We start from the raw sequence: 26,391 nt of genomic DNA on the forward strand, positions 1-26,391 counted from the left end.
CAAATTTCATTGACAGCACCCGACCAACCCATATCATCGCTCCAAATTGCCGGACGCGCGCGGTGTGACGTGAAATCTGCACCCTGCCAGACGTGATCAAATCACGATGCGCCGATACATCAGAAAGGGATTGCGATGAACATGATCACCAACCACATGCCCACTGCCGAACTTCAGGCGCTGGACGCCGCCCACCACATGCACCCCTTTACCGATAATGGTGAACTGGCCACCAAGGGCGCGCGGGTGATCACGCAGGCCAAGGGCGTGACGCTGACCGATAGCGAAGGCAACCAGATGCTGGACGCCATGGCGGGCCTGTGGTGCGTCAATGTCGGCTATGGCCGCGACGAACTGGCCGAGGCCGCCGCCCGCCAGATGCGCGAACTGCCCTACTACAACACGTTTTTCCAAACGACCCATGTGCCCGCGATTGCCCTGTCCACGAAACTGGCAGAACTGGCACCGGACCACATCAACAACGTCTTTTTCGCCGGATCAGGATCCGAAGCAAACGACACGAACATCCGCCTTGTGCGCCACTACTGGCAGGTGATGGGCAAGCCAACGAAACAGACGATCATCGCGCGTCACAACGGCTATCACGGATCGACCCTCGGCGCGTCCAGCCTTGGCGGCATGTCGGGGATGCACGCGCAGGGCGGCGTCGTGTCCGGTGTCCATCACATCGACCAGCCCAACTGGTATAGCGAGGGCGGTGACATGTCCCCCGAAGACTTCGGGCTGGAACGCGCCCGCCAGTTGGAAAAGGCCATCCACGATCTGGGCGAAGACAATGTCGCCGCCTTTATCGCCGAACCGGTGCAGGGTGCGGGTGGTGTGATTGTCCCGCCCGAAACCTACTGGCCCGAAATCCAGCGTATCTGTGATGCCCACGACATCCTGCTGATCGCCGACGAGGTGATTTGCGGTTTCGGGCGCACGGGCCGTTGGTTTGGCAGCCAGACAATGGGCATTCGCCCCGACATCATGACGATCGCCAAGGGGCTGTCGTCGGGCTATCAGCCGATTGGCGGATCGCTTGTCGCCGATCATATCGCCGATGCCATCGCCAATGTCGGTGATTTCAACCACGGCTATACCTATTCCGGCCATCCGGTTGCCGCCGCTGTTGCGCTAGAAAACCTGCGCATCCTTGAGGAAGAAAAGATTGTCGATTACGTGCGTGACGACATCGGCCCCTATCTGAAATCCAAGTGGGAGGCATTGGCCGATCATCCGATGGTGGGCGAGGCCCGCATTGTCGGCATGATGGGGTCAATCGCCCTCACGCCTGACAAGGCAAACCGCGCGCCCTTTGCCACGGATGCTGGCACTGTCGGGTATATCTGTCGTGAACATTGCTTTAACGGTGGGTTGGTCATGCGTCATGTGGGTGATCGGATGATCATTTCCCCGCCGTTGGTCATCACCCGCGACGAGGTGAATACCCTGATCGACCGCGCGGTGATTGCGCTTGATAAAACCTACGCCGAGATCAAGGCCCATGGTATGAACGTGGCGGGCTGAATGGCGCTTGATATCCTGACAGCCAACGACCGGCAGGGGGAATACCCCGCGTCCTATTACGCGGCTACCGCCACGCCCCTGCCCCCGTTTGACGCGGCCAAGGGTGCGTTGCGCGCGGACGTTTGCGTTGTTGGTGCCGGGTTCACGGGGCTGTCGGCGGCGCTGCATCTGGCGCAGGCCGGATTTGATGTGGCACTGCTTGACGCACACCGCGTCGGCTTTGGCGCATCGGGGCGCAATGGCGGGCAGGTCGGCGTGGGCCAGCGTGTGGGTCAGGACGATCTGGAAGGCATGGTCGGCAAGGACCGTGCGCGAGCGCTTTGGGATTTATCACTGGATTCCGTGGCGCTGGTGCGCGACCTGATCGACACGCACAAAATGGATTGCGGCTGGACCAGCGGCATCATCGAGGCCGATCATCGCGCCCGATACGTGCCCCACACCCACGCCTATGTGGACAAGTTGAACACCGAATACGGCTATGACCAGATCCGCGCGCTGGAGCGCGATGAACTGCGCGAACTGGTCGGATCGCCCGCCTATCATGGCGGCGCTTTGGACATGGGCGGCGGGCATTTGCACCCCTTGCGCTATGCCTTGGGGCTGGCGCGGGCCTGCGTGGATGCGGGCGTGCGGATTTACGAAAACACCAAGGTAACAGGCGTGACACAGGGCGCCCCTGCAACCGTCACCAGCACCGATGCCGTGATCAGCGCCGATCATGTTCTGTTGGCCTGTAATGGTTATCTGGGCGGGCTGGATGGCCAAGTGGCCGCGCGCGTCATGCCGATCAACAATTTCATCGCCGCGACCGAACCCTTGGACGAAACCACCGCGCGCGGGCTAATCCGCGACAATCACGCCGTGGGCGACAGCAAATTCGTGATCAACTATTTCCGCCTGTCCGAAGATCGCCGGATGCTGTTTGGCGGCGGCGAAAGTTATGGCTACAAGTTCCCGCGCGACATTGCCGCGCTGGTTCGCAAGCCGATGACGCAGATTTACCCGCAGCTGCGCGACGTCAAGATCGACTATGCCTGGGGCGGCACCCTTGGGATCACCATGAACCGGATGCCGCATTTTGCGCGCCTGCACGGCAATATCCTGACCGCCAGCGGCTATAGCGGCCACGGTGTTGCCATGGCAACCTTGGGCGGGAAACTGGCCGCATTGGCGATGCAGGGACAGGCCGAACAGTTCGATCTGATGGCCGATGTCCCGACACAGCGGTTCCCCGGCGGCATGGCCCTGCGCGCCCCCCTGCTGGTGGCGGCAATGCTGTGGTATAGTTTACGCGACAGGTTCTAAGGAGGCTGGCATGACCATCCAAGACAAACGACATTTCTACATCAACGGCGCATGGGTCGATCCCGTCGCACCCAACGACTTTCCCGTCGAAAACCCCGCAAACCTTGATGTGCTGGCGATGATTTCCATGGGCAGCGAGGCGGACGTGGACAACGCTGTTGCCGCGGCGCGCGCGGCCTTTGACGGGTTTTCGCGCACCAGCAAGGATGATCGCATCGCCCTGCTGGAATCTATCCGCGCGGTTTACAAGCGCAGGATCAGCGAATTCGGCGATCTGATCAGCGCCGAAATGGGCGCGCCCCGCGATCTGGCGCACGGGTCGCAAGCGGGTGTCGGTCTCGGCCATCTGGACGGGGTGCTGGACGCGCTGAAACGGATGGAGTTTTCCGAGGTCAGCCCCAATGGCGACACCCTGCTGCACGAGGCCGTGGGTGTTTGTGGCCTTATCACCCCGTGGAACTGGCCGATCAACCAGATCGTCCTCAAGGTGCTGCCCGCGCTGGCCGCAGGCTGCACGATGGTGCTGAAACCCAGCGAGCTGACACCATTGGATGCGATGCTCTATGCCGAAGTGCTGGAAGAAGCAGGCGTGCCCAAGGGCGTGTTCAACCTTGTGAACGGCGAAGGCCCGGTTGTGGGCGCGGCCCTGTCGCGCCACGAAGGCGTTGACATGATGTCGTTCACCGGATCGACGCGGGGCGGCACCGCCGTCAGCCGCGATGCGGCCGCGACCGTGAAACGCGTCAGTCTTGAATTGGGCGGCAAATCCCCCAACCTGATTTTTGCCGATGCTGACGTGGACACGGCCGTGCGCGAAGGCATCACCGCCTGTTTCCAGAACACCGGACAGTCCTGCAACGCCCCGACCCGTATGCTGGTGGAACGCACGGTCTATGATCGCGCCGTGGAAGTTGCGCGGGACGCAGGCGCGGCACAAAAGGTCGACACGCCGGACAAGGCAGGCGACCATATCGGCCCGCAGGTCAGCCAGTTGCAATACGACCGCGTGCAAACGCTGATACAGGCAGGCATCGACGATGGTGCAACCCTGCTGGTTGGCGGCTTGGGCAAGCCCGAAGGGTTCAACATCGGCCACTATACCCGCCCGACGATCTTCAGCGATGTGACCAACGACATGGTGATCGCGCGCGAGGAAGTGTTCGGCCCCGTGCTGGCGATGATCCCCTTTGCGGATGAAGACGACGCCATCAAGATCGCCAACGACACGCCCTATGGTCTGTCCGCCTATGTGCAGACCGGCGACCCTGATCGTGCCACGCGGGTTGCCGCGCGGCTGCGCGCGGGCATGGTGCATATCAACGGGTCGGACATCAACTGGGGCAGCCCGTTTGGCGGCTACAAGATGTCAGGGATCGGTCGCGAGGGCGGTGCCCACGGCATCCATGATTTTCTTGAGGTCAAGGCGGTGTCGCGTCCCTAAGGTGGGGGCATGAACCACACTGTTCTGATCACCGGCGCCCGCGCGCCCACGGCCTTGCATCTTGCGCGCCTGCTACATGATGCGGGCCAGCGCGTGATCTTGGCCGACAGCCTTGCGCATCCCTTTGCGGCGCGCAGTGTCGCTTGCGCGCGCTACGTGCAGCTGCCCGCACCGCGTTTTGATCTGGCAGGCTACACGGCAGCACTGCGTGATCTGATTGCGCAGGAAGGCATCAAGTTGGTAATCCCGACTTGCGAGGAGGTGTTTTATCTGGCCCAGATCTGGGAACAGATGCCCTGCCCGCTTTTTGCCCCACCGATGGACCGTCTGCGCGATGCCCATGACAAATATACCTTTGTGAGGCAGGCCGCGGCCAAGGGGCTGGACGTGCCCGACACCCATTTGATCCGGTCGCGCGATGAATTGGTCGCCCTGCGCGATGTGGCAGGGGATTTCGTTTTCAAACCCGTCTGGTCGCGCTTTGCCTCGCAAGTTCTGATCCGCCCAAAAGCGCGCGCACTGGACGCAATCACCCCCACGCCCGCCGCGCCCTGGGTCGCCCAAGCCTTTGTTTCTGGGCAGGAAATCTGTGCCTACGCCGCGGCCGTGGATGGCAAGCTGACGGCACTCTCACAATACACAACGCCTTACCGCGCGGGTCAGGGGGCGGGAATATACCTGCGCCCTGTTGATGATCCGGCGGTGCGGAATTTCGTGCAGACCTATGTGGCTAAAACGGGCTGGCACGGGCAGATATCGTTTGATTTCATCCGCACCGCCGATGGCATGGCCCTGCCCCTTGAATGCAATCCGCGCGCGACCAGCGGGGTGCATTTCTTTCGTGATCCCAAGGGCTTCCTTGGCGCAATGGATGGGATACCGATCGCGCCTGATGTGACCTCGTCGCAGACCCTGCCACTGGCCATGTGGGTTTACGGGTTGCGCCCCGGCACCCTACGCCATTTCTGGCGCGACCTGCGTGCCGCTGACAATTTCCTTGCGTGGAAAGGCGACCCGGCCCCCTCGCGCGGGCAATGGCGTGCCTTTGCGGAGATCATCGCGATTGCCTTGCGCGACCGGATCAGCCTGCAAGCCGCATCGACCCGCGATATCGAATGGAACGGACCCGATCAAAGTGCGATCTGATGGGTGCTGGGCGGGGCTGGCAACCGCCCGTCGATGATTGCGGCGATGTCGTTGCGCAGGAAATCCAGCGGCCCGACAACCGCGCGTGCATCCGGCGAAAGGGCGGCATTGTCACTGGCGGATCGCAGCACACGACGGTCCTGTTCCAGCGCCAGTTTGAACATGGGCCGGAACGCCAACGCCTTGAGGTAATCCAGCAGCCCCCCGCGCGGGCCGACCAGAAACCCGACCCCTTCGACGGTGCGCGCATCGACTTGACGCAGGTGAAACGTGGTCGCCAGCGCCAGCCCCTTGGGCCCCCAGTATTCCAGCTCGGCGATGCCGGGATGGCGATAGCGGCCTACGGTTTTGACCCGCTGCCCTTCCAGCAATTTCGACACGGCCCCCTGCTGTTTATCCTCGCCGGTATAAACGGCCTCGACCCAGCCTTCGCCGCCCTGCACGGCCACATCGACCACTTGCCGTTTCGATGACAGCCCGCGCAGCAATCCCTTGTGGGTGTAGTGTGTATGGGTGGCGTCCAGAATGTTTTCAGCCGCGTCAATCAGTGTCGATTGCGTGGAACTGCGCACTCTGCGCACAATCACATCCTGACCTGCCATTGCGTGGGTATAGGGCGGATCGGCAGGCGCGCCAGCGCTGACGAAAATCGCGCCTTCGGCCTCGACCACACGATAGGTTTTCACGCGGTAACGTGGCGTATCACCCAAGTGTCCGGGGATCGCGGTGCACTGCCCGTCCCCGCCAAAACGCCAGCCGTGATAGGGGCACTCGATCTCGCCATTCACCACGCGCCCCTTGGACAGTTCCACCAGACGGTGCGGGCATCGGTCGGTCATGGCAGCCAACCCATCATCCCCGCGAAACAGCACAATTGGTGCGCCGTCCAGCATCACGCGCAGGGGTTTCGTGGTTACATCGCGCGACAGCGCAACCGCTTGCCAGTGATCGCTCATAGCTCGAACCTTTTCAAAAGGGGGATACCGATACCCGCCAGAATGCCCTGCATCGCGCGGATTGCGGCACGTTGGCGGCGGGGCAAATGGCGCGCATAAACGGCACTGTATTCGATGGCCGGCATGGCACCACGGCGGCGTTTGAACGCGCCCGCCCCCGCACTCATGTTGAAAAACAACCCCCGCGCAATCGCGTGATCCTGCGCCATGGCCATGACCATCCGGTAAAGCCCGGCGCGCAGGGTCAGCGTGGTGTCATATCCGACAATCGGCTGGGTCAGCGTGCGGCCGTTTTCAAACAGCCCCGTCACCGCGACAAGCCTGCCCTTATCATCGCGCAACCCACGCAGTTGCAGGATCCCGCGGGCGTGCATATCCGCCAGATAGCGGGCGGTGTATTGCGGGTTCAGGGGCGTGTATTTGTCAAGGTAGAGCATGTTATAAAGCTGCTCGGCGCGGGCGTAATCGGTGCTGGTGAAACTGCCATCCTCGGCCAGATGATAGGGCGTTTTGCGCAGCAAAGTGCGGTCGGCCTTCATGTTGTTTTGCATCTTTTGTGTGCCGCCATCGGCTGGAAAGATATAAAGCTGGCGGGCGGGCAGCATGATGAACCCTTCACTGCGCAGCGCCGCAATGCTGGCCCCATCGGCGATGTCATTGAGCGAGCGGATCACCACCGCGCGGGTCGGGTTCCGCGCCACCATTGCATCACGAATTTCCGCCGCCAAAGTGCGATCAATCAACGGCACCGGATTGGTTGAGTAAAGCCAGTTGTTCACCTGCACCTGATGGTCCAACCCGCTGGCGCGCACCAACGGCGCGCACGCACGGATCAAGCCCACGACACCGGTTTGCACCAGCGGTGCAGACATGAAATTGCGCGTTTCATCAATGGCATAGGCGATATAAGCCGTGCTGGGGCAGTTGATATAACAGGTCGCCGACCCGCGATCATTATGGCTGACCGGAAAGCAACGCCCGCCGATGTCCTCGGCTGACATCGACACCACCAGATTGCGGATCAGGTCGCGGTTGGGCGCACTGTTGAACATATCCACAAGGGCCGTCACCTTGGCTGCATCATTGGCCACACGGTCCATTATGCCGCCCCCTTGATGCGTTCCACGCGGCGCAGCTTGCGCACAGGATCAAGCGGCAGCGGGCCACGTTCCAGCCTGACCTGCACGCCTGTGCCGCGCGCATCCAGCAGGTCGCACACCGCCGTCAACGCAGCCGCAGCGGCACGATCATCCAGTTCATCACGCAGGGTCAGAACCACCGTGCCGCCCCGTTGCACCAGCCGGAAATCATCTATGCGGCGATCCGCGTTCAGCGCCGCATTGCGCAACACATCCGGCGTGACGATCACCCCGCCGTCAAAGCGAAACACATCATCCATCCGCCCGACGATTTCAGCGACCGCTTGCAGGGGCGAACCACAGGGGCACGGGCGATCTGCAAGGCGCAACAAATCGTTCATCCGGTAGCGCGCCATGATCTGCGTGGTGCGGCGAAACGTGGTGATCAGGGGGCTGACCAGCCCATCACCTACCGATTCAAATTCGAACTTGGTGCTGTCCTCGGCCAGATGCAGGGTGCCGTGGGCACAGCTGACCCCCAGCAACCCTTCGGTCGCCATGTAGATCTGGCGCAGGGGGCCGAACGCGGCCTCGATCACCGGCCTGTCAGGCGGATCAAGGGTTTCGGCAGCGGCGAAAACCCGGCGCGGTGCAAGCGCAAAGCCGGTTTCGGCAAAATGTCGCAGGATTTTCGGCGGCGCGACAATGACCGTCGGAGCGAAACTTTCGATCTGCGCGCGCCAAGCATCCGGCCCTTCGCTTAGCGCAAAGAACCGCAGATCAATCCGGCCAGAACGGCGCGCACTGTCGTAAAGCGTGGTGGTTTGCGGCAGGACAATCGCCACGCGCTGACGCCGCCACAACATATCCGGCATGGCCTTGGCCAGCAGCGTGCCAAGCCAGCGAAAACTTTCGACTTCCGAGATCACAAACAGCCCGCGATTGCCGCTGGTGCCGGTGCTGGCGCCAACGATCAGACCCTTGGGCGCAGGCGCGCCCTTGACGATTTTCCAACCCTGACCGGCATCAAGTCCCACAGTGTTGAACGCGGCGAAATCGCCCATGACGGTTGCCTTGTCGATCACCGGAAGGGACGCGAAATCAGTAGCTTGCTCATAGAACTTCACGCGGCGCACATCGCGTGACATCCAGCGTGCAACCGCATGATCCTGCCAGCGCACAAACGCCCCGCGCGACCGGCGGCGCGACACCCAGCGGGTTTGCACAAAGGCCGATATGGCATGACGCAACATCACTGTGCCGGGCCGTCATAAAGCATCGGTGCCGGGTCATGACACAGGCCAAATTCGCCCCCCTGCGCCACAAAATCACGCAAGCGCCGCGCGGTTTCAAGCCCCGCAGCATGGTCATCCGAAATCAGACGCGCCGGAAAGCCGGGGGCGGCGTCTTGCATGATCGCCGCGCGCACCCATGCCGCATCAACAGCATAAAGAAACGGGCGCTCAAGATCGGGAAACAACAGACCGAAATGGCCCTTGGCATGCCCTGGCAACGGAACCGTCAAAACGCTGCCGTCACCAAACATATCGCCGCCCCTGACACCGGCGCGTTCAATCACTTCAAGCCCAGCCACGTCCGCCATCCGCGCATCAAAATCCGGTGGCAGGAGTTCCGCAAACACCCCGTGGCGCATATTCGCAAGGTAGCCGCGTGCGCGCACAGCGCCATAAGCTGCAATGAACCGCGCCTGCGGAAAATCGCGCAGGCCCGACACATGATCAGCGTGGAAATGCGTGACAATGACCAGCCCGATGTCAGCAGGCCGCAAGCCAAGGCGCGCGAGGACCGCATCAGGTTGCCCCGTGGCCAAGAGCTGCGGGCGCAAAGCGGCCCCATAGGCGCGCAAACCCAGTGACCTGCCCTGCGCGCTGACAGCGGCGGGCGTATAGCCTGTGTCGATCATCACCCAGCCTGCGACAGGATGCTGGAACAGCCCCCAACGGACCGGCAGGCGCAGGCGCGCAAAGTGCGCGCCCGCCTGCACGAACCGCCGGTTCGCAGGCACCATGGCCGCGTTGAAGAACCGCGGAGTTATCATGCGCCTTCCCCGAAAGTGCGATCCAACCCTTGGGCGAAGGTCACCTGGGGTTGCCAACCCATGACACGCCTTGCCGCTGAAATATCCAGACTTTGCGCATAGGCGAACAGGCCCAAACCATAGCGTGTAACAAGCGGTTCGCGCGGGGTGCTGCGCAGGTGCGCGACCCCCTCGATCAACCGCGCCGCCTGCATCATCGGCCACAGCCTTGCCGCGCGCCAACGCGGCGTTATGCCAGCCCGCGCGCAGGCTTGATCAACGATATCGCGCACTGCAATCACCTCGCCGCCTGACACATTCAGCGTGGTGCCTTGCGCATCGGGTGCATCCAATGCGGCCAGAATGGCACTCACCACGTCATCCACATGAGTCAGATCAATGCGCGCCGCACCGTCACGAAACAACGGCAAGGGGCGCGCCTTGGCTGCGCGCAAGACCCGTGGCAACAACGCCGTGTCGCCCGCGCCGTAAATGCCGCGCGGGCGCAGGATCACGGCCTTTGGCAGATGCCTTCGGATCAGTGTTTCGCCCGCCGCCTTGGTCGCGGCGTAGTGGTTCACGGGGGGCGGCAGCGGCGCATCCTCGCGTTGATCCAGCTGATCGGCAAAAGCAAACCCCACGGTCGGCGAGGAGATATGCACCACCCGTTCAATCCCGCGCGCGGCGGCGAAATCGGCAATGTTTTGCGTGCCCGTCACATTCGCAGCGACAAAGGCCTGTCGGCGACCGAATGGCGCAGACAGGGCGGCGCAATGTACGACTGCGTCAATGTCGGGAATGTCGGAAAGGGGCTGCGAAATGTCATGGGCGACCATCTGAAACCCAAGGTTGCGCAAGGCGGCGATCCGGTCGGGATCTCGCCCGATCCCGACCGCAGGGGTACCCGATTGGGACAGTCGCGCCAGCAGCGCACCACCCAGAAACCCCGTCGCCCCCGTGACCAGAACCCGATCCATTATGCAACCTCAAGCGCGAGGCCGCCAAACGACACTCCCGCAGATGTGCCCAGCAACAAAACCTTGCCGCGCATCCGCCCGTCACGCCGGGCAACATCCAGCCCAAAAGGGATCGAGGCGGCAATCTGGTTGCCAACTTCGGCGGCGATATTGACGACACGGTCAGCCGCAAACCCCGTTTGACGGATCATGTGGCCCAGCGCAAAGGGGCTGGCCTGATGGGGCACGATCAGGTCCACGTCATCCACGCCCCAACCGGCCCGCGCCAGCAAATCATCGACAAAGCCGCGGAAATGCACCGACGTGAGCCGGAACAACCTGCGGCCATCCATCTGGAAACGCGCATGGGCCGCGAATTCATCCGGCGTTTCGTGAAAATCGAACCGTGTGCCGCCCGCCCCGATCGCACAGTCGTCATAGCCGCTTGGAAACGTGCGCATCAGGGTCGCGACAACACCACCCGCATCGGCGCGGGTGATCACAGCCGCGCCTGCCCCGTCGCCAAACAGAGCGGCGATTTCCGGCTGGCTGTCCCAAGGCAGCGCACGCGATGCGATTTCGGATGAAAACACCAGCGCGGCTGACACGCGCCCCGTGTCCACCGCCATCGCAGCCTGTTCAAGCGCCGTGACAAAGCTGAGGCAGGTTGCGTTCACATCGAACCCCGCCGCCTGACCGTCCGCAAAACCCAGGCGCTGCATCACCAGCGGGGCTGTTGCGGGAATTGGTTGATAGGGCACGGCCTGCGCCCCGATCACCAACCCGACCTCGCTGGCCGTCAGGCCAGCATTGGCCAGTGCGTTTGTGCAGGCCGTGACAGCCAGATCAACCTGGCTTTCGCCTTCGCAGACATGGCGCATGGCCACGCCTGTCGCCGTTTCAAGGTGGCCGCTTTCCAATCCAAGGCGCGCGTCCCAAGCGGATGATGGAACTGCCTTGTGTGGCAATGCCCGCCCTGTTCCTGCAATCTTGATCTGCATATCGGCGCTTTCCGGTCGTTGGTTCATTCGGGGCAAGCTATTGCGCCCCGCATCCCGTTCAAATAGCGGCTTTCCATACCTTGAACAAGGTTCAAAAGTAATTATCCCCTCTTTTCAATGCTTAATGTTGTGCGCAAATCCGGTGTCATATCGCGGATTTTCATGGGCAAAGCGGCTGGATTCCCCTAATGTGACGCGCTAACAGGACTGAAATTTCGCGCAGAAAGACTTGTTCGTGGCCAAAGCAGCGACCCGCACAGACATGACCACCGCCGCGCTGTTTGCCCTGCGTTGGGAGCGTGGTCAGCGTGATCTGATCGGCCCGCTGACGCGGCTATATGGCGGCGTGATTGCCCCTGAAACGCTGCTCGATCGCACGCGCGATCTGCTGCAAAAACACTGGCGCGCGCGCCCTGCCGATCTGCGCCGCCTTGATCTGGTCCGCGATCTGAACCCCGACTGGTTCCTGTCGCAGGATATGGTCGGCTATGTGTTCTATATCGACAAATTCGCAGGACGGCTGAAAAACCTGCCCGCACATATCCCCTACTTGCAAGACCTTGGCGTAACTTATGCGCATATGATGCCCTGCCTGATGCCGCGCGCGGGGCAATCGGACGGGGGCTATGCGGTCAAGGATTACCGCCGCATCAATCCCGATCTGGGCAGCATGGCGGATTTCCAGTCTGCCAACCTGTCCCTGCGCGCGGCCGGAATCAGCCCTTGCATCGACATGGTGCTGAACCACACCGCCAAGGAACACGAATGGGCGCAAAAGGCGCGCGCGGGCGATCCGTTTTATCAGGCGTTCTACCGGATGTTCGATGACGACACGCTGCCCAAACAATACGAACGAACGCTGGTCGAAATCTTTCCCGCGCAGGCACCGGGCAATTTCACCTACTACCCCGATATGGGCAAATGGGTCTGGACCACCTTCAACGAATATCAATGGGATCTGAACTGGGAAAATCCCGAAGTGTTCCTCGCGATCCTAGATACGATCCTGTTTCTGGCCAACAAGGGCGTCGAGGTGTTCCGCCTTGATGCGGTCGCCTTCATGTGGAAACGGATGGGCACAGGCTGCCAGAACCTGCCCGAAGTCCACGACATTTTGCAGGCGCTGACCCAAGCCACCCGTGTCGCCGCCCCGGCTGTCATCCACAAGGCCGAAGCGATTGTCGGGCCCGCCGATCTGGTGCCCTATCTGGGGACGGGACGCCATGCGGGGCGGGTTAGCCAGCTGGCCTATCACAACAGTCTGATGGTGCAGTACTGGTCGGCCCTTGCATCCGGTGACACGCGGTTGATGACCCATGTGTTGCGCAGCCATTTCCCTGAAAGCTTCCGGCGCGCCAGTTTTGCCACCTATATCCGCTGCCACGACGATATCGGCTGGGCCATCACCGAGGAAGACGCCGCCCATATCCCGCATATGTCCGCCCCGGCGCATCGCAACTTTCTAGCCGATTTTTATGCGGGCAGCTTTCTGGGTAGCCCTGCGCGCGGTGCGGATTTTCAGGCGAACGCAGCAACCGGAGACCGCCGCACCAACGGGTCATTTGCCAGCCTTGCGGGGCTGGAATCTGCGCTGGAAAGTGGCGACCAAGCGGCAATCGACACTGCCATCGCGCGGATCAGATTGGGCCATACCCTGATCGCGTCTTTTGGTGGTATCCCGTTGATTTATATGGGGGACGAATTGGGATTGTTGAACGATCACAGCTATCTGGATGACCCGACCCGCGTGGATGACGGGCGCTGGATGCATCGCCCCGCGATGGATTGGGACAAGGCGGGCGATCTGGCCGGTCAAAGCGCGCCGCATGCGCGCATCTACCACGATTTGCACCACATTCTGGCGGTGCGCAAAGCCACGCCGCAGCTGGCCGCGCAAAACCCCACGCGGATCGTTGACAGCGGTGTTGCGGGTGTCGTTGCCTATGTCCGCCAAGGCGATGATCGCAATGTGACTTGCCTTTGCAATTTTACCAACCAGCCGCAGATGGTGACTGTCGACGGAGGTGACAGCACCGATCTTCTGACCGGCGACACCCATGGCGGGACGGTCACATTGCACCCCTTTGGCAGCGTCTGGTTGCGCGCCTAGGTGATCACATCGGGGCCTGTGCGCCCGGTTATTTCGGCCAGTTGCGTGACCGACAAGACCGCTTGGACCAAAGGCGCAAGGGCGGCGGCCGTATCGGCAAATTCTACCCCTGCCCCATCAACGGCCCGTTCCAGATACACGCGGATTGTCGCGCCTTCGGTGCCGGTGCCTGACAGGCGGATCACCGCACGGTAGCCTCCGTCAAACCACAGCCGCAATCCTTGCCCTGCGCTGTGCGATCCGTCGACCGGATCGTCATAGGCGAATTCATCTGCGCTCGTCACGGTCAGTTCGCCGTGAACCTGCCCCTTCAAGGTATTCATGTTGTCGCGCAGGCGCGCAACCATTGCATCGGCGGCGTCACTGGCCACAGCCTCGTAATCATAGCGCGAATAGAAATTGCGCCCGAATTCCCCCCAGTGATCGGCCATCACCTCGGCTACGGATTGCTGGCGCACCGCCAAGATATTGAGCCACAACAGCACCGCCCAAAGCCCGTCCTTTTCGCGAATGTGGTTTGATCCGGTGCCGGCACTTTCCTCGCCACAAAGGGTGGCTTGACCGGAATCGAGAAGATTGCCAAAGAATTTCCAACCCGTGGGCGTTTCAAACAGCGCGATTCCCATGGCATTTGCCACACGGTCCACCGCCCCGCTTGTGGGCATCGAACGGGCCACGCCCGCCAGCCCGCCGGAATACCCGCGCGCCAGATGGGCGTTGGCCGCCAGCACGGCCAGACTGTCAGACGGTGTCACATAAGCACCGCGCCCGACGATCATGTTCCGGTCCCCGTCCCCGTCTGACGCCGCGCCGAAATCGGGGGCATTTGCACCTGTCATCCGGTCCATCAATTCATGCGCCCAGACCGGGTTTGGATCAGGATGGCCGCCGCCAAAATCCGGCAAGGGCGTGGCATTGATCACCGACCCTTCGGGTGCGCCCAACGTCCCCTCCAAAATCGCGGTGGCATAGGGGCCGGTGACCGCATGCATCGCATCGAAACACAGCGTGAAACCACCCGCGAACAAGGCGCGGATCGCGTCGAAATCAAACAGGGTTTCCATCAGCGCGCTGTAGTCGCTCACGGGGTCAACCACGCTGACAGTCATTGTCCCCAGCGTGGAGCCCCCCCGCACGCCAAGGTCAACATCGCCCGCATCAAGCATCTGATATTGCGTCAGGGTTTCTGTCTGCGCGAAAATCGCATCCGTGACGCTTTCGGGCGCGGGGCCACCGTTGGCACCATTGTATTTGATGCCGAAATCTTCATCTTCGCCACCCGGATTGTGGCTGGCCGACAGGATCAGCCCGCCGTCCGTGTCATTCAGCCGGATCAAATGGGATGCAGCGGGCGTGGACAGCAACCCGTTTTGCCCGACAATGACCCGCGCAACGCCATTAGCTGCAGCCATCTTCAAGATGATCTGGATCGCCTGAACGTTATAAAACCGCCCGTCCCCGCCCACGACCAAGGTCTTGCCTGCGACCCCGCCAATGCCGTTGAAAACCGCCTGCACGAAGTTCGCCAGATAATGCGGCTGCATGAACACCCGCGTCTTCTTGCGCAGGCCCGATGTGCCGGGTTTCTGGCCCGCGAATGGTGTGGTGGTGACGATCATGTCAGTCTCCTTTCGGGGCCAGTGCAAGGGCGACAACAGTTTGCCCCTGCACACGGATGAACCCATCCGTCACGGGCCAGTTCGCGGCAGACGGGTGAAACGTATCAATCTGGCAGACCCATTCATAGCCGTCCTGCGCAGGTGGCACGACCGCATCCTGCGCATCACCATCGCGGTTGAAAACCATGAACACAGGTGCAGGATCATCACCACCCGCTGGCATTTCAGCCGCGCCGCGCACGACAAGGGTAAAACTGGCCAATCCGGGATCGCGCCATTCCAGCGGCTCTCCCTGAAAGTCGCTCCAGACCACATCGGGCAGGTTGTCTTGGGCGCGGGGCGCACCGTGCAAGAACCGTTTCTGATGCAACGCAGGGTGCGCGGACCGAAACGCCGAAAGGCGCGCAACGAAATCTGCCAAGCCCTGATCGCCCCCCGCCCAGTTGATCCAGCCAATCGGGTTGTCCTGACAATAGGCGTTATTGTTTCCGCCCTGCGAATTGCCCATTTCATCACCCGCCAGCAGCATCGGTGTGCCTTGGGACAGGAACAGGGTTGCCAGAATGTTGCGCTGGCGTTGCGCGCGTTTTGCGATGATCGCAGGATCGTCGCTGGGGCCTTCAACGCCGCAATTATCACTGTAGTTGGCGTGATGCCCGTCCTTGTTGCTTTCCTTGTTGGCCTGATTGTGGCGGCGGCTGTATCGGGTCACATCAGCCAGCGTGAACCCGTCATGCGAAGTGACGAAGTTCACCGATGACGCGGCCGACCGTCCTGCCCGATCGAACCTTTCGGCCGTCCCAAGCAAGCCTGCCGCCAAGTCTTGGGTGGCGTGATCATCGCCGCGCCAGTAGCGGCGCAGGGTGTCGCGGTAGCGGTCATTCCATTCAGCGAACCGGTACGGAAATTCGCCCAATCGATACCCGCCCGGCCCGATATCCCAAGGTTCGGCAATCAGTTGCACCTGTGACAGCACCGGATCCTGCAACAGCGCGTCAAAGAACCCGCCACGCGGATCGAACCCGTGATCTTCGCGCCCCAGCGTCGTGGCCAGATCGAACCGAAAACCCGACACACCCATGCATTCGACCCAAAACCGCAGGCTATCCATGACCATGCGCAACACGAACGGATGTGACAGGTCCAGCGTGTTCCCCGTGCCGGCATCATTGGCGTAATAGCGCGGCTGGCCCGCGTTCAGGCGATAGTATGATGCGTTATCAAGGCCGCGAAAGCACAAGGTCGGACCGTTCTGATCGCCCTCGGCTGTGTGGTTGTAAACCACGTCCAGGATCACCGATATCCCAGCGCGGCGCAGCTTTGCAACCATTGCGCGAAAGCCCTTGATACCGTCAGGTCCAAAGTAACGAGGTTCGGCGGCAAAAAAACCGATGGAATTATAGCCCCAGTAGTTGGTCAGCCCGCGCCCCTGCAGAAAGGTTTCGTCAACCAGGGCATGGACCGGCAGCAGTTCAACCGACTTGACCCCAAGCCGTTGATAATGCGCGATCATCGCGTCACTGGCGATCCCCTCGTAGGTGCCGCGCAGGGTATCGGGAACGGACTGGCATTCCTGCGTCAGGCCTTTGACATGGGCCTCGTAGATTAGATCGCACGGGGTGTCGGGCAGCGGGTCAGGTGTGACGGGCGCAAACAGCGCTGGATCGGAAACCACCGATTTTGGCACATATGGCCCACTGTCCTCAGTACCCAATGACAGGTCTTTGGCCGAATTTGCCGGATCATAGCCGAACAACGCATCGACCGGCTGCCAGCTCCCGTGCACCTCGCGGGTATAGGGATCAAGCAGCAGTTTGTGCGGATTGAACCGGTGCCCCTGTTCGGGCGCAAAGGGGCCATGCGCGCGGAAGCCATATAGCGTGCCGATCGCCAAATCGGGCACGAAACCATGCCACACCGGACCCGACTTTTCGGGCAGGGGAATGCGCGCTGTTTCGGTTTGTCCGTCAGGGGAAAAAAGGCACAGTTCAATCTTGCTGGCGTGTTCGGAAAACACGGCGAAATTCACGCCCGCACCCGTATGATGCGCACCCAAACGGTGCGGCGTGCCAGCGCTGATCATACAAGCCCCTGATAAAGCGCCATATAATCGCGCGCCGATTGATCCCAGCCCACGGGATGCGCCATCGCGCGGCGCATCATGTCCGCCCATCTGGCGCGGTCACGAAACAGATCGCAGGTGCGCAGGATCGCTGCCGCCAACCCCGCGACCGTCACGGGCGAAAACTGCACGCCCGTGGCACAGCCCGTCGACAGCGCGGCAGGGTTCGCATCAATCACCGTATCAGCCAGCCCGCCCGTGCGCGCAACAACCGGAATCGTGCCATAGCGCAGTCCGTAAAGCTGCGTCAGCCCGCAGGGTTCAAACCGCGACGGGATCAGGATCGCATCGGCCCCACCCTGCATCAGGTGCGACAGGGTTTCGTCATATCCGATGATCGTGCCGACCTGCCCGCCATAACGGCGCGCGGCGTCAACAAAGCCGGTCTCGAACCGTTTGTCGCCGGTGCCCAGCACCGCAAGACGCGCGCCCGCGCCTGTCAGAACAGGCAAACATTCAAGCAACATGTCCAGCCCCTTTTGTTCGGTAAGGCGGCTGACCACGCAAAACACCGGCGCATCGTCGCTGGCATCAATCCCGAAACGGGTGCAAAGCGCGGCGCGGCTTTGTGCTTTCTTTTTCAATGTCTTGGACGTGTAAGGCACAGGCAGGGCCGCGTCATCTGCCGGATTCCAGACATCCAGATCAATGCCGTTCAGGATACCAGTCAGATCAGCCTTGCGGGCGTTCAGCACCCCGTCCAGCCCCGCACCAAATTCAGGCAGCATCAATTCGCGGGCATAGGTCGGGCTGACGGTGGTGATCTTGTCGGCCATGGCCAGCCCGCCCTTCAGAAAGCTGACCTTGCCCCAGTATTCATAGCCATCCTGCGTGAACAGCGCCGGATCAAGGCGCAGCGCAGCGATACAATCGGCGCCGAACACGCCTTGAAACGCGATGTTATGCACCGTCAAAACAACCGGTGGTGTCGGCCCATCCTGCGCGCGCAAATACGCAGGCACCAGCCCCGCCTGCCAGTCATGGGCGTTGACCACATCGGGTTGCCAACCGTCCAAGGCGCCTGTTGCAATCTGCGCACCAACCCATGACAGCGCACCAAAGCGCAGGTAATTGTCGCCCCAGTCGTTACCATTGCCATCCAGATAGATATTGCCAGCCCGGTCAAACAAATGCGGCGCATCCAGCAGCAGCAGGTTCAGCCCCGCTTCCTGCACCGCAACCACACGGGCCGGGCCGCCGAACAGATCGTCAAACGTCAGAACCCTTGCACCTTTGGCCACTTGCGCGGCCAGTGCCGGATAGGCCGGCAGCAGAATGCGGACATCCCCACCCAAAGGTGCCAGCGATTTCGGCACAGCGCCAATCACATCGGCCAGGCCGCCGGTCTTCACGAAAGGCGCACATTCGGACGCCACAAAAAGGATATTCACGTCAGCTTTCCAGTGCATCAATCATCGGTTGGGTGATCAGGCAAATGCCGCTGTCCGTGCGGCGGAACCTGTCATCATCGGCCTTGGCATCCTCGCCGACAATCAGCCCTTCGGGGATTTTCACGCCGCGATCAATCACCACGTTTTTCAACCGCGCATTGCGCCCGATTTCGACATAGGGCATGGCCACGACCCCTTCGAGTTGCGCAAACGAATGGGTGCGCACGCCGGTATACATCATGCAGCGATAAAGGTAGGAGCCGGAAATGATACAGCCCCCCGCCACCATCGACGAAACTGCGTGGCCGCGCCGCCCTTCTTCGTTGTGAATGAATTTCGCAGGCGGCGTGAGTTCCGAATAGGTCCAGATCGGCCAGTCGTTGTTGTAAAGGTCCAGTTTCGGTTCAAAATCCGTCAGGTCCACATTGGCCTGCCAGAACGCATCGACCGTCCCGACATCGCGCCAATAGGGTTCCTTTTCGATGCCGCTGCGCACGCAGGACCGGCTGAAGGGATGCGCCACCGCCAGACCATCACGCACGATCTGCGGGACGATATCACCGCCGAAATCATGGCTGGAGTCAGGATCATCGCGGTCCTTTTCCAGCAGTTTGCACAGATATTCCGTCTCGAACACATAAATACCCATGCTCGCCAGCGCCATGTCCGGGTTTTCGGGCATCGCAGGAGGGTCTTTTGGCTTTTCGACGAAATCAAGAATCTTGTCGTTGCCATCAACCTTCATCACGCCAAAGCCGGTTGCCTCCATCCGCGGCACTTCGATACAGCCCACAGTCACATCCGCACCACTTTCGACGTGGTGTTTGATCATGATGGAATAATCCTGCTTGTAGATGTGATCACCAGCCAGAATGATGATATACTTGGGGCCATATCCACGAATAATATCAATGTTTTGCGCGACGGCGTCTGCCGTGCCCTTATACCAGTTTTCATCGTTCATTTGCTGGGATGCGGGCAGGATATCAAGGCTCTCGTTCCGCTCGGCGCGAAAAAAGCTCCAGCCGCGTTGCAGGTGACGGATCAGGGAATGCGCCTTGTATTGCGTCGCCACACCGATGCGGCGAATGCCGGAATTGACAGCATTGGACAGGGCAAAGTCGATGATGCGGGTCTTACCGCCAAAATACATCGCCGGTTTGGCACGAATATCGGTCAGTTCATACAATCGGCTGCCGCGCCCCCCTGCCAGAACAAACGCCATGGATTGCTGTGCAAGCCGTTGTGTTTCGTTTTCCATCCTGTCCTCCCTCAAAGGCGCAATCGCGCCGGAAACTACGCCTCCCAGCGCAGCATGATCGTGCTAAGCGGCGGCAATGTGAGTGACAGTGATTGCCCCCGCCCGGATGCCGCGACCAATTCGGCATCGACCCCGCCCAGATTGCCACGCCCGCCGCCGCCATAGGGCGTTGCGTCGCTGTTGAATATCTCGCGCCAGTGGCCGGTTTTCGGCACACCCACGCGACGGCCCGTGCGTTCAACCGGTGTCATATTGCAGACGACCAGCACCGGGGCTTCGCCGTCTTTTCCATGGCGCAGCCACGCAAAAACCGACTCCTCGGAGGCGTTTTCTTCAACCCATTCAAAGCCTTCGGGCTTGCAATCCAACTGGTGCAGCGCGGGGGTGTCGCGGTAAACGTGGTTCAGGTCACGCACCAGATTTTGCACACCACGGTGCAGATCATTCTCCAGCAGGTGCCAGTCAAGGCTGGCATTGTGGTTCCACTCCGCGCCTTGGGCAAATTCGCAGCCCATGAACAACAGCTTCTTGCCCGGATGCCCCCACATGAACCCGTAATAGGCGCGCAGGTTGGCTAATTTGTCTGCCCCCTGCCCCGGCATTTTATCCAGCAGCGACCCTTTGCCGTGCACGACTTCGTCATGGCTAAGCGGCAGCATGAAGTTTTCCGAGAACCCGTAAACCAGCCCGAATGTCATCTTGGAGTGGTGATATTTGCGGTTGATCGGGTCTTCGGCCATGTAGGACAGGGTGTCGTTCATCCAGCCCATGTTCCATTTGAATCCGAACCCAAGGCCGCCGCCCGATGTCATCCCCGTCACGCCGGGAAAGGCGGTGGATTCTTCGGCGATCGTGGTGATGCCGGACACTTCGCCGTATGACACTTCGTTGACCCGTTGCAGAAAGGCGATCGCTTCAAGGTTCTCGCGCCCGCCGTGTTCGTTGGGAATCCATTCGCCTTCCTTGCGCGAATAATCCCGATAAAGCATCGACGCCACAGCATCGACACGCAGCCCGTCGATGTGGTGTTCTTTCAACCAATACAAGGCGTTGGCCATCAGGTAGTTCGACACTTCGCGCCGCCCGTAGTTGTAAACCAGCGTCTGCCAATCGGGGTGAAACCCTTCCTTGCGGTCAGCGTGTTCATACAACGGCGTGCCGTCGAAATTGCCCAGCCCGTGCGGGTCTTCGGGAAAATGGCCCGGCACCCAGTCAAGGATCAGGCCGATGTCAGCGGTGTGACAGGCCGCCACAAAGGTGCGAAACTCGTCCGGCGTGCCAAAGCGGATCGTCGGCGCGTAAAGGCCCACCGGCTGATAGCCCCACGACCCGTCAAACGGGAATTCGGACACGGGCATCAGTTCGATATGGGTGAACCCCATGTCACGCGCGTAATCGACCAACTGCGTGGCAAATTCCAGATAGGACAGCGGGCGGTTGCCATCCTCGGCCACCTGCTTCCACGATCCCAGATGGACCTCGTAAACCGATATTGGCTGATCGGTGCGATGGGCCGCCGCGCGGCGCCTCATCCATGCATCATCGGGCCAGTCAAACCCGCGCAGGTCGCGCACGACGGATGCGGTTTTCGGCGGATGTTCCGCGCCAAATCCGAACGGATCAGCCTTGGCGGGCAGAAGGTTGCCCTGCTGGTCATGCAGTTCGTATTTATACGCCTCCCCCTCGCCCAAGCCCGGCATGAAGATTTCCCAGACACCCGTCTGGCCGCGCTGGCGCATGGGGTTGCGCCGCCCGTCCCAGCCATTGAAATCCCCAATCACGGACACGCGGCGCGCATTGGGGGCCCAGACGGCAAAATGCGTACCCTGCACGCCTTCGTGGGTCATAACATGGGCACCCAAAACCTGCCAAAGCGCACGGTGCGCCCCTTCGTTGATCAGGTGTTCGTCCATTTCACCCAAGACCGGGCCGAATGCATAAGGATCACCCTGTTCCCATGTGTGGCCGTTTTTGGCGATCCGAAACCGATAGGCAAAGCGGGTCTTGCGGCGCGGCGCGCGCCCTTCCCAGACGCCGCCAGCAACATGTGTCAGATCGGTGATCTTGCGGCCCGTTTTGGCATCAAGTGCCGTCACGCTATCCACCTCCGGCAGAAACGCGCGCAGGGTCAGAACCCCGTCGACCGCGTGCAGCCCCAGCACCGAAAACGGGTCTGAATGGGTGCCTGACGTGATACGGTCGATTGCGGCCTGATCCATGACTTCCCCGATTATTTCAACAGCGAGCGCGTATCCCAGATGTCCTTGGCATAGCCCTTGATCGTGCGATCAGACGAGAACCAGCCCAGCCGCGCGGTGTTCAGCGCCGCCATTCTGGACCAATGTGGCACATCGCGGAACGCGGCGTCCACTGTGCGTTGCATGTCGTAATAGGTGTCGAAATCAAGACTGACGCAGAAGTAGTCGTGATCCCAGATGTTTGTCAGCAACCCTGCATAGCGCCCCGTGTCGCCGCCCGAAAACCGCCCTTCGGCCATCTGCGCAAGCACGCGCATCAGGCGCGGGCTGGCCTCGATTGCGGTGCGGGCATATCCGTGCATGCTGCGGCGCTCGGTGATTTCGGCGGCGGTCAGGCCGAACAGGAAAAAGTTGTCCGCCCCCACGTGCTCGCGGATTTCCACGTTGGCCCCGTCCAGCGTGCCGATGGTTGGCGCGCCGTTCAGGCCCAGTTTCATGTTGCCGGTGCCCGATGCTTCCTTGCCGGCCGTCGAAATCTGTTCCGACAGATCGGCGGCGGGGATCAGCACTTCGGCCATGGAGACGTTATAGTTTTCGGGGAAAACCACCTGCAAATAATCGCGTGTGGCCGGATCGTTGTTGATGGTCGCGGCCACATCGTTGATCAGGCGGATAATATCCTTGGCCACGGCGTAACCCGGTGCCGCCTTGCCGCCGAACACCTTGACGCGGGGCGTCCAGTTGGCGTCGGGATTGTCGCGGATGTCGTTCCACAGGGCGATGGTTTCAAGGATATTCATGAACTGGCGCTTGTATTCATGGATCCGCTTGATCTGGATATCAAACATCGCGTCGGGGTTCAGCGCAGCCCCGCCCCGTGCCACCAGCCAGTCGGACATGGCCACCTTGTTGGCGCGTTTGGCAGCGCGGAATGCGTCTTGAAATGCGCTGTCGTCCACATTGGCTTCAAGCCCTGAAAGCCGTTCCAGATCATCGACCCAACCGGTGCCAATGGTGTCGGTTATCAGCCCGCTCAGGGCGGGGTTGCAGGTATAAAGCCAACGCCGGGGTGTGACGCCATTGGTTTGGTTCACGATCCGGTCGGGAAAAGCCTGATGTAGCCCCGCGAACACGGTTTCCTTGACCAGTCCCGTATGCAGCGCGGAGACGCCATTGACCTTGTGCGCCATGGCAAAGGCCAGTTCGCCCATGCGCACGGTGCCATGTTCGATGATGTGAATATCATCGGTCACAGGGGCCAGCACGCGGGCCTGAATCTCCTGAATGATCTGGTAGTGGCGCGGCAGAACCCGCGAAAACAGGTGTTCGGGCCATGCCTCGAGCGCCTCGGGCAACAGGGTGTGGTTGGTATAGCCAAGACAGGATTGCGCCGTGGCAATCGCCGCGTCCATATCGAACCCGTGCAGGTCCACAAGAATGCGCACCAGTTCCGGCCCGGCAATCGCAGGGTGCGTGTCGTTCAACTGGATCGCCACGAAATCGGACAGTTTGCGCAGATCGTGCCCTTCCGATTTGAAACGGCGCAGAATGTCGCGCAGCGATGCAGCGGTGAAAAAGTACTCCTGCTTCAGGCGCAATTCCTTGCCCTGGTCGGTCGTATCATCGGGGTAAAGCACCCGCGAAATTGTCCGCGCCAAGGCCTCGGGCGCACTGGCGCTGATGTAATCGCCGCGATTAAAGCTGTCCAAATCGAACAGCACCGTGGGTTTGGCCGCCCACAGGCGCAGGGTGTTGGCCCATTTCTTCTGCCAGCCGACGATCGGCGTGTCATAGGCCAGCGCGATCACGGTTTCACCGGCGTGCCACACGGATGCGCCATCCTGTTCTGCCACATGGCCACCAAAACCGATGGGATAGGCCACTTCGGGGCGTTCAAATTCCCAGACGTGGCGCTGGTTCAGCCAGCCTTCGGCAGTTTCAATCTGCTGTCCATCCTGAAAATGCTGTTCAAACAACCCGTGTTCATAGCGGATACCGTAGCCGTAGGCGGGGATTCCAAGGGTCGACAGGCTATCAAGGAAACAGGCGGCCAGACGGCCAAGCCCGCCATTGCCAAGTGCGGCGTCGGGTTCATCGGCAACAATCCTGGAATAATCCTGCCCCAGACCCGTCATCGCCTGCGCAGCAAGGTCTTCGACCCCCATGTTGACGGCCACATCCTCGATCAGGCGGCCGATCAGGAATTCCATCGACAAGTAATAGACACGCTTGCCCTTGGCCTCGTAGGTGGCTTGGGTGCTTTTGAACCACGGATCAACCACCATATCACGCAACGTAAGCGACAAGGACATGCGCCAGTCATAAGGCGTTGCGTGCGCTGGGTTTTTCCCGACGGACGTGCGCAGGTGCGACAGGATTTGCGCCTGAAACGCCTCAAGATCGGGAAGGGAAATATCAGTGGCGGCGGTCATATGGGTATCAAGCATGCTCGTCTTTTTCTAAAGGCCCGCACGGAATCGTGCAGGCTGATAGCGCTATCAGTATCGTAAGCGGCGCAAAACAGCACCCGCCTATTTTGCAGGGCTGCCTTGCGGTTACGCAACAGTATGGTGTTGCAGCCGTGCAATCACAAAGCCGCTGCCGGACAATGCAACTCTTGTGCCATTCCGTATTTCGGCATTGCGCTGCAGGATCGGATCAGCCGCAACGGGCAGCGTGAATTCAACCTCGGACGCCGACAGATTGAACACACAGACCAGACCCTCGCCGCGCGCAAATGCCAGAACCGGTTCGTCCGAAGGCAAGAATGTGGTGTTGCCCTCGCGCAGGTCAGGCTCGGCGCGGCGCAGGGCCAGCATGTCCTTGTAGAACCCATGGACCGAGTTTTCATCCGCCAGTTGCGCTGCAACCGCACGGCTGGATTGCGCAGGTTTGACGGGTAGCCACGTGGCATTTGCATCCGAAAACCCTGCATTGGGTGCGTTTTCATCCCAGACCATCGGTGTGCGACAGCCATCGCGGCCCTTGTCTTCGGGCCAGAACATCAACCCCTGTGGATCGGTCAGTTCGTCGTATGACAGGTCCGTGTCGGTCTGGCCCAGTTCTTCGCCCTGATACAGGCAGATCGACCCTTGCAGCGACAACAACAACGCACCAGCCTGTTTGGCGAGCGCATCCTGATCAACCGCCTTGGAAAACCAGCGCGACACGTGGCGCGGCACATCGTGGTTGGAAAACGCCCAGCAGGGCCAGCCGTCCGGTGCATCCTCGAAAAACTCGGTGATCAGATCGCGAAAGTGACCCGCGCTGAATTTCGGGCTTAGCATCTCGAACGAATAGGCCATGTGCAGGCGATGATTGGTCGTATATTTCCCCATGATCTCAATGGCGTGGTGGCTTTCGCCGACTTCACCCACAAGGGTGCGGTCATCGTATTCGTCCAAAAGCGCACGCATGCGTTGCAGAAACACCAGGTTCTCGGGCTGGTTCTTGGAAAAGATGTGATACTGCATCCCGTAGGTGCTGTGCGCGGTGCGGGATTCCGGTTTGAAATCCGCCGGATCGTCGCGCAACAGTCGATCGTGGAAATAGAAATTCACCGTATCAAGGCGGAAGCCGTCCACCCCCCGATCCAGCCAGAACCGCATCGTATCCAGCATGTAATCCTGCACCGCCGGATTGTGGAAATTCAGGTCGGGCTGCTGTTTCAGGAAGTTGTGGAAATAGTATTGCTTGCGGCGCGGCTCCCACTCCCATGCGGGGCCACCAAAGATCGCCTGCCAGTTGGTGGGCGGTGTGCCATCGGGTTTGGGATCGGCCCAGACATACCAATCGGCGCGCGGGTTATCGCGGCTGGACTTGCTTTCCTGAAAGAACGGATGCTGGTCGGATGAATGGGAAATCACCTGATCAACGATCACCTTGAGGCCAAGTTCGTGTGCGCGTGCCACCATCGCGTCAAAATCCGCCAGCGTGCCGAACGACGGGTCGATATCAAGATAATCGGACACGTCATACCCCATGTCGGCCATGGGCGAGGTAAAGATCGGCGAGAGCCAAATCGCATCAACCCCAAGGTCGGCGATATAGTCCAGCCGCTGGGTGATCCCCTTGATATCACCCACGCCGTCGTTATCGCTGTCCTGAAAGGATCGCGGATAAATCTGATACGTGACGGACCCGCGCCACCAGTCTTTGCTCGCCATTGGTTTTCCCTTTGCCAGATTGCGGGCAACCCTGCCCTGCCGGTTATGCTTGCGCTAACATGCGTTGCC

Annotated in this window: 18 protein-coding genes; 5 read left to right on the top strand and 13 right to left on the bottom strand. The window is 60.8% G+C overall.

Annotated features, from left to right (window positions below):
• The first annotated feature begins 135 nt into the window (after window positions 1-135).
• The 4 genes from SJY21_RS04605 to SJY21_RS04620 are packed head-to-tail and all read left to right on the top strand — an operon-like array spanning window position 136 to window position 5,425.
• The gene (locus SJY21_RS04605) at window positions 136-1,530 is read left to right on the top strand and encodes an aspartate aminotransferase family protein (RefSeq protein WP_377506854.1); all 1,395 of its coding nucleotides are present in this window, start codon (window positions 136-138) and stop codon (window positions 1,528-1,530) included.
• Window positions 1,531-2,838, top strand: a complete 1,308-nt coding sequence (locus tag SJY21_RS04610) for an NAD(P)/FAD-dependent oxidoreductase (RefSeq protein ID WP_377506857.1) — start codon at window positions 1,531-1,533, stop codon at window positions 2,836-2,838. It abuts the gene before it with no gap.
• A gap of 10 nt (window positions 2,839-2,848) precedes the next feature.
• Window positions 2,849-4,279: an aldehyde dehydrogenase family protein gene (locus SJY21_RS04615; protein WP_377506860.1), complete on the top strand. Its 1,431-nt coding sequence runs from the start codon at window positions 2,849-2,851 to the stop codon at window positions 4,277-4,279.
• Between the two features lie 9 nt (window positions 4,280-4,288).
• Window positions 4,289-5,425: a hypothetical protein gene (locus tag SJY21_RS04620; RefSeq protein WP_377506863.1), complete on the top strand. Its 1,137-nt coding sequence runs from the start codon at window positions 4,289-4,291 to the stop codon at window positions 5,423-5,425.
• On the opposite strand, the gene SJY21_RS04625 is transcribed toward SJY21_RS04620, so the two are convergent.
• The 6 genes from SJY21_RS04625 to SJY21_RS04650 are packed head-to-tail and all read right to left on the bottom strand — an operon-like array spanning window position 5,410 to window position 11,482.
• Entirely contained in the window at window positions 5,410-6,381 is a 972-nt protein-coding gene (locus SJY21_RS04625; RefSeq protein WP_377506865.1) for a Rieske 2Fe-2S domain-containing protein, read from the bottom strand. The genes SJY21_RS04620 and SJY21_RS04625 overlap by 16 nt on opposite strands.
• A complete protein-coding gene (locus SJY21_RS04630) occupies window positions 6,378-7,481 on the bottom strand; it encodes a GNAT family N-acetyltransferase (RefSeq protein WP_377506868.1) in 1,104 nt (367 codons plus the stop codon). The genes SJY21_RS04625 and SJY21_RS04630 overlap by 4 nt, the downstream gene beginning before the upstream one ends.
• Window positions 7,481-8,713: a CoF synthetase gene (locus SJY21_RS04635; protein WP_377506871.1), complete on the bottom strand. Its 1,233-nt coding sequence runs from the start codon at window positions 8,711-8,713 to the stop codon at window positions 7,481-7,483. Before SJY21_RS04635 ends, SJY21_RS04630 begins: the two co-directional genes overlap by 1 nt.
• Complete coding sequence (locus tag SJY21_RS04640) at window positions 8,713-9,519, bottom strand: MBL fold metallo-hydrolase (protein WP_377506874.1); 807 nt, start codon at window positions 9,517-9,519, stop codon at window positions 8,713-8,715. The genes SJY21_RS04635 and SJY21_RS04640 overlap by 1 nt, the downstream gene beginning before the upstream one ends.
• Entirely contained in the window at window positions 9,516-10,475 is a 960-nt protein-coding gene (locus SJY21_RS04645; RefSeq protein ID WP_377506877.1) for an NAD-dependent epimerase/dehydratase family protein, read from the bottom strand. Before SJY21_RS04645 ends, SJY21_RS04640 begins: the two co-directional genes overlap by 4 nt.
• Window positions 10,475-11,482, bottom strand: a complete 1,008-nt coding sequence (locus SJY21_RS04650; RefSeq protein WP_377506880.1) for a 3-oxoacyl-ACP synthase III family protein — start codon at window positions 11,480-11,482, stop codon at window positions 10,475-10,477. The genes SJY21_RS04645 and SJY21_RS04650 overlap by 1 nt, the downstream gene beginning before the upstream one ends.
• Before the next feature lie 208 nt (window positions 11,483-11,690).
• Between SJY21_RS04650 and SJY21_RS04655 the strand changes: the two genes are divergently transcribed.
• On the top strand, window positions 11,691-13,565 hold the full coding sequence (locus SJY21_RS04655; protein WP_377506882.1) for an alpha-amylase family glycosyl hydrolase: 1,875 nt from the start codon (window positions 11,691-11,693) through the stop codon (window positions 13,563-13,565).
• On the opposite strand, the gene SJY21_RS04660 is transcribed toward SJY21_RS04655, so the two are convergent.
• From SJY21_RS04660 to SJY21_RS04690, 7 genes are all read right to left on the bottom strand, one after another.
• Complete coding sequence (locus SJY21_RS04660) at window positions 13,562-15,184, bottom strand: alpha-D-glucose phosphate-specific phosphoglucomutase (RefSeq protein WP_377506885.1); 1,623 nt, start codon at window positions 15,182-15,184, stop codon at window positions 13,562-13,564. The genes SJY21_RS04655 and SJY21_RS04660 overlap by 4 nt on opposite strands.
• A 1-nt stretch (window position 15,185) precedes the next feature.
• A complete protein-coding gene (gene glgX, locus SJY21_RS04665; protein WP_377506888.1) occupies window positions 15,186-17,267 on the bottom strand; it encodes a glycogen debranching protein GlgX in 2,082 nt (693 codons plus the stop codon).
• Entirely contained in the window at window positions 17,264-18,697 is a 1,434-nt protein-coding gene (glgA, locus tag SJY21_RS04670) for a glycogen synthase GlgA (protein WP_377513149.1), read from the bottom strand. The genes glgX and glgA overlap by 4 nt, the downstream gene beginning before the upstream one ends.
• Before the next feature lies 1 nt (window position 18,698).
• Entirely contained in the window at window positions 18,699-19,958 is a 1,260-nt protein-coding gene (gene glgC / locus SJY21_RS04675) for a glucose-1-phosphate adenylyltransferase (protein ID WP_377506891.1), read from the bottom strand.
• A 35-nt stretch (window positions 19,959-19,993) separates the two neighbouring features.
• Window positions 19,994-22,177 (bottom strand): 1,4-alpha-glucan branching protein GlgB, encoded by a 2,184-nt coding sequence (glgB, locus tag SJY21_RS04680; RefSeq protein ID WP_377506894.1) that lies wholly within the window; start codon window positions 22,175-22,177, stop codon window positions 19,994-19,996.
• Between the two features lie 11 nt (window positions 22,178-22,188).
• Complete coding sequence (locus SJY21_RS04685; protein ID WP_377506897.1) at window positions 22,189-24,603, bottom strand: glycogen/starch/alpha-glucan phosphorylase; 2,415 nt, start codon at window positions 24,601-24,603, stop codon at window positions 22,189-22,191.
• Between the two features lie 108 nt (window positions 24,604-24,711).
• On the bottom strand, window positions 24,712-26,322 hold the full coding sequence (locus tag SJY21_RS04690) for an alpha-amylase family glycosyl hydrolase (RefSeq protein ID WP_377506900.1): 1,611 nt from the start codon (window positions 26,320-26,322) through the stop codon (window positions 24,712-24,714).
• Between the last annotated feature and the right edge of the window lie 69 nt (window positions 26,323-26,391).

The sequence above is a fragment of the Octadecabacter sp. R77987 genome, assembly GCF_042466115.1.
Classification (GTDB): domain Bacteria; phylum Pseudomonadota; class Alphaproteobacteria; order Rhodobacterales; family Rhodobacteraceae; genus SW4.

Coding starts and splice junctions, on each gene's coding strand:
- SJY21_RS04650 (WP_377506880.1), bottom strand. CDS start 11,482: ATGAACCAACGACCGGAAAGCGCCGATATGCAGATCAAGATTGCAGGA.
- SJY21_RS04635 (WP_377506871.1), bottom strand. CDS start 8,713: ATGTTGCGTCATGCCATATCGGCCTTTGTGCAAACCCGCTGGGTGTCG.
- SJY21_RS04630 (WP_377506868.1), bottom strand. CDS start 7,481: ATGGACCGTGTGGCCAATGATGCAGCCAAGGTGACGGCCCTTGTGGAT.
- glgB (WP_377506894.1), bottom strand. CDS start 22,177: ATGGATCAGGCCGCAATCGACCGTATCACGTCAGGCACCCATTCAGAC.
- glgX (WP_377506888.1), bottom strand. CDS start 17,267: ATGATCAGCGCTGGCACGCCGCACCGTTTGGGTGCGCATCATACGGGT.
- SJY21_RS04620 (WP_377506863.1), top strand. CDS start 4,289: ATGAACCACACTGTTCTGATCACCGGCGCCCGCGCGCCCACGGCCTTG.
- SJY21_RS04605 (WP_377506854.1), top strand. CDS start 136: ATGAACATGATCACCAACCACATGCCCACTGCCGAACTTCAGGCGCTG.
- SJY21_RS04610 (WP_377506857.1), top strand. CDS start 1,531: ATGGCGCTTGATATCCTGACAGCCAACGACCGGCAGGGGGAATACCCC.
- SJY21_RS04685 (WP_377506897.1), bottom strand. CDS start 24,603: ATGCTTGATACCCATATGACCGCCGCCACTGATATTTCCCTTCCCGAT.
- SJY21_RS04645 (WP_377506877.1), bottom strand. CDS start 10,475: ATGGATCGGGTTCTGGTCACGGGGGCGACGGGGTTTCTGGGTGGTGCG.
- SJY21_RS04640 (WP_377506874.1), bottom strand. CDS start 9,519: ATGATAACTCCGCGGTTCTTCAACGCGGCCATGGTGCCTGCGAACCGG.
- SJY21_RS04660 (WP_377506885.1), bottom strand. CDS start 15,184: ATGATCGTCACCACCACACCATTCGCGGGCCAGAAACCCGGCACATCG.
- glgC (WP_377506891.1), bottom strand. CDS start 19,958: ATGGAAAACGAAACACAACGGCTTGCACAGCAATCCATGGCGTTTGTT.
- SJY21_RS04625 (WP_377506865.1), bottom strand. CDS start 6,381: ATGAGCGATCACTGGCAAGCGGTTGCGCTGTCGCGCGATGTAACCACG.
- SJY21_RS04690 (WP_377506900.1), bottom strand. CDS start 26,322: ATGGCGAGCAAAGACTGGTGGCGCGGGTCCGTCACGTATCAGATTTAT.
- SJY21_RS04615 (WP_377506860.1), top strand. CDS start 2,849: ATGACCATCCAAGACAAACGACATTTCTACATCAACGGCGCATGGGTC.